The sequence below is a fragment of the Melaminivora alkalimesophila genome (genome assembly GCF_000282995.1).
Lineage (GTDB): Bacteria > Pseudomonadota > Gammaproteobacteria > Burkholderiales > Burkholderiaceae_C > Melaminivora > Melaminivora alkalimesophila.
Map to the genome: position 1 here is coordinate 1 of NZ_ALEE01000022.1, position 3294 is coordinate 3294.

Consider the following 3294-nt stretch of genomic DNA (forward strand, 5'->3'; position numbering starts at 1 on the left):
CCACCCCCGCGCCGCGCGGCGGCGGGCAGGGCCGGGGCGGGCGCCAACAGCCCGGCGCCGGCCAGCCCGACCCGATGAAGACCTCGGTGGGCTACATCGGCGCCGACAGCTTCGCGCGCCAGCGCCAGAGGCAGCAGCAAAAGCCGCGCGGCCCGGGTCAAAGACGTGGTGGCCGTTGAGGCTTGGCCGCAAAGCTAAAATCCCCTGTTTTGCCCCTTCGGGCAAGGAACCCCTTTCTTTTTCACCAGGAAAACTTCATGGCCATCGAACGCACCCTGTCTATTATCAAGCCCGACGCCGTCGCCAAGAACGTTATCGGCCAGATCTACGCCCGCTTCGAGGCGGCCGGTCTGAAGATCGTCGCCGCCCGCATGATCCACCTGTCGCGCGCCGAGGCCGAGCAGTTCTACGCCGTGCACAAGGAGCGTCCCTTCTTCAAGGACCTGGTGGACTTCATGATCTCCGGCCCGGTGATGGTGCAGGTGCTCGAAGGCGAGAACGCCATCCTGAAGAACCGCGAGCTGATGGGCGCCACCGATCCCAAGAAGGCCGCCCCCGGCACCATCCGCGCCGACTTCGCCGACAGCATCGATGCCAACGCCGTGCACGGCTCCGACGCTGCCGAGACCGCCCAGGCCGAGGTCGCCTTCTTCTTCCCCGGCCTGAACATCTACGCACGCTGAAGCGCTGTGCGCGCCGCCGCGAGCGGCGCCACATGCGCCCAAGCGGCCAGACACGCCATGAGCATCAGCCTGCTGGATCTTGACCTGGGCGGCATGGCCGCCTTCTGCGAGGAACTGGGCGAGAAGCGCTTTCGCGCCACCCAGCTGTTTCGCTGGATCCACCAGCGCGGCGCCAGCGACTTCGACCAGATGACCGACCTGGCGAAGTCGCTGCGCGAGAAGCTCAAGGGCCGCGCCCACGTGGCGCCGCTGCCGATCCTGCAGGAACACACTTCCGCGGACGGCACCGTCAAGTGGCTGTTCGACGTCGGCGGCGGCAACGCCGTGGAGACGGTCTACATCCCCGAGGACGACCGCGGCACCCTGTGCATTTCCTCGCAGGCCGGTTGCGCCGTCGGCTGCCGATTCTGTTCGACCGGCCACCAGGGCTTCAGCCGCAACCTGACGACCGGCGAGATCGTCGCCCAGCTCTGGTTCGCCGAGCACCAGCTGCGCCAGCGCCGCGGCAGCGACGAGCGCGTCATCTCGAACGTCGTGATGATGGGCATGGGCGAGCCGCTGCAGAATTACTCGGCCCTGGTGCCGGCGCTGCGCACCATGCTCGACGACCACGCCTACGGCCTGTCGCGCCGGCGCGTCACGGTCTCGACCTCGGGCGTGGTGCCGATGATCGACCGCCTGGCCCAGGACTGCCCGGTGGCGCTGGCGGTGTCGCTGCACGCACCCAACGATGCGCTGCGCGACGGCCTGGTGCCGCTCAACCGCAAGTACCCGCTGGCCGAGCTGCTGGGCGCCTGCGAGCGTTACCTGGAACACGCTCCGCGCGATTTCATCACCTTCGAGTACTGCATGCTCGATGGCGTGAACGACCAGCCTGAGCACGCGCGCGAGCTGATCGAGCTGGTCTCGGGCCGGGCCGGGGCGCCGCGCGTGCCCTGCAAGTTCAACCTGATTCCATTCAATCCGTTTCCGGCTTCCGGCCTGCGGCGCTCGCCGCCGGCCGTGGTGTCGGCATTCGGCAAGCAGCTCTCGGATGCCGGCTTCGTCACCACCGTGCGCAAGACGCGGGGCGATGATATCGACGCCGCCTGCGGGCAGCTGGCCGGCGACGTGCGCGACCGCACGCGCGTGGACCAGCGCATGGCCAAGCTGCGCACCATCCCCATCCGGCCGGTGGCCTGAGGCGGGGCAGGCCAGCAAACGACATAAAGAGGGGGAGACCACGCATGATTTCGAACCATCCACGGCCCGGCCCGGGCCGCCACCGCCAGGGCGTCGCCCTGCTCCTGGCGGCCCTGCTGCTGGGTGGCGTAGCGGGTTGTGCCCACCAGAGCATGGACAGCGCCGCCAGCGAGGCCACTTCCTCGCACCACGACAGCGAGGCGCGCCGCCGCGCGCGCATCCGGCTGGAGCTGGCCGCCAGCTACCTGCAGCGCGGCCAGAACGCCGTCGCGCTGGAGGAGGTCAGCCAGGCCCTGGATGCCGACCCGGGCTTTGCCGATGCCTGGCACCTGCGTGGCCTGGTCCACATGGCCATGGGCGAGATGGCCAAGGCCGAGTACCACCTCAAGCGCGCCCACGGCATGAAGCCGCGCGATCCGGACATCCTGCACAACCTCGGGTGGCTGGAATGCCAGCGCGAGCAATACGCCCAGGCGAACGACTACTTCGAGCGTGCGCTGGCCGTGCCGGGTTACGCCGAGCGTGCCAAGACACTGATGTCGCAGGGCGTGTGCCAGCGGCGCGCCGGCCAGCCCGCCCAGGCCGAACAGACGCTGCTGCGCGCCTACGAGATCGACGCTGGCAACCCCGTGATCGGCTACCACCTGGCGGCGCTGATGCTCGCCCGTGGCGAGGCGCAGCGCGCGCAGTTCTACGTGCGCCGGGTGAACAACGGCGAGTTCGCCAGCGCCGCGTCGCTCTGGCTGGGCATCAAGGTCGAGCGCGCGCTGCGCGACACGGTTGCCATGCAGCAGCTGGCGGACCAACTGCGCAAGCGCTTCCCTGACGCGCCCGAAACCCGCGCCCTGGACCGGGGGGCCTTCGATGAGTGAGGGCGGGCAATACGCGGACTCCGCGCAGGAGAGCGGTTTTTCCGAGCCGACAGCCGAAGAGCTGACCGGCGGACAGATGCTCGCGCGGCTGCGCCAGGCGGCTGGCGTGCACGTGGCGGCCCTGGCCTCGACCCTCAAGGTCCCGGTGGCCCGGCTGGAGGCCCTGGAGGCCGACCGCTACGACGAGTTTCCCGACCTGGTGTTCATGCGCGCCCTGGCGTCCAGCGCGTGTCGCGTGCTCAAGGCCGACCCGGCGCCGGTGCTGGCGCTGCTGCCGGGCGGGCAGCCTGCGCCGCTGCGGGTGGGCAAGGGGCTGAACGCGAGCTTCAAGGAGTCCGCGCCACGCGGCCATTTCGCCGCGCCGTCCGCGCCTGGGCGCTCCCGGATGTGGAGCGCCGCGGTCGTGCTCCTTCTGCTGGCGGCCGTGGCGGTCTTCTTCTGGCCTGCCGGCCAGGATGGGTCCAGGCTGCTGTCGAGCCTCCTGCCGTCGATCGGTGGGGACACTGCTCCCCCGCGGGATGGTGGCTCCGGGCCCAAGGCGGCGCCGGAGCCCGCGG

4 protein-coding genes and 1 pseudogene are annotated in these 3294 nt (G+C 70.2%); all 5 read left to right on the top strand.

The features are described from left to right. A pseudogene (locus tag A612_RS17725) lies at positions 1 to 179 on the top strand (pseudouridine synthase); the annotation flags it as partial. A 78-nt stretch (positions 180 to 257) separates the two neighbouring features. Further along, a complete protein-coding gene (ndk, locus tag A612_RS00175; RefSeq protein WP_019372602.1) occupies positions 258 to 683 on the top strand; it encodes a nucleoside-diphosphate kinase in 426 nt (141 codons plus the stop codon). A gap of 57 nt (positions 684 to 740) precedes the next feature. Next, positions 741 to 1865: a dual-specificity RNA methyltransferase RlmN gene (gene rlmN, locus A612_RS00180; protein ID WP_019372603.1), complete on the top strand. Its 1125-nt coding sequence runs from the start codon at positions 741 to 743 to the stop codon at positions 1863 to 1865. A 44-nt stretch (positions 1866 to 1909) separates the two neighbouring features. Then, positions 1910 to 2737, top strand: coding sequence for a type IV pilus biogenesis/stability protein PilW (gene pilW / locus A612_RS00185; RefSeq protein ID WP_019372604.1), 828 nt, complete (start codon positions 1910 to 1912; stop codon positions 2735 to 2737). After that, on the top strand, positions 2730 to 3294 hold a 565-nt coding region (locus tag A612_RS00190; RefSeq protein ID WP_019372605.1), incomplete at its 3' end, for a helix-turn-helix domain-containing protein. The genes pilW and A612_RS00190, both read left to right, overlap by 8 nt.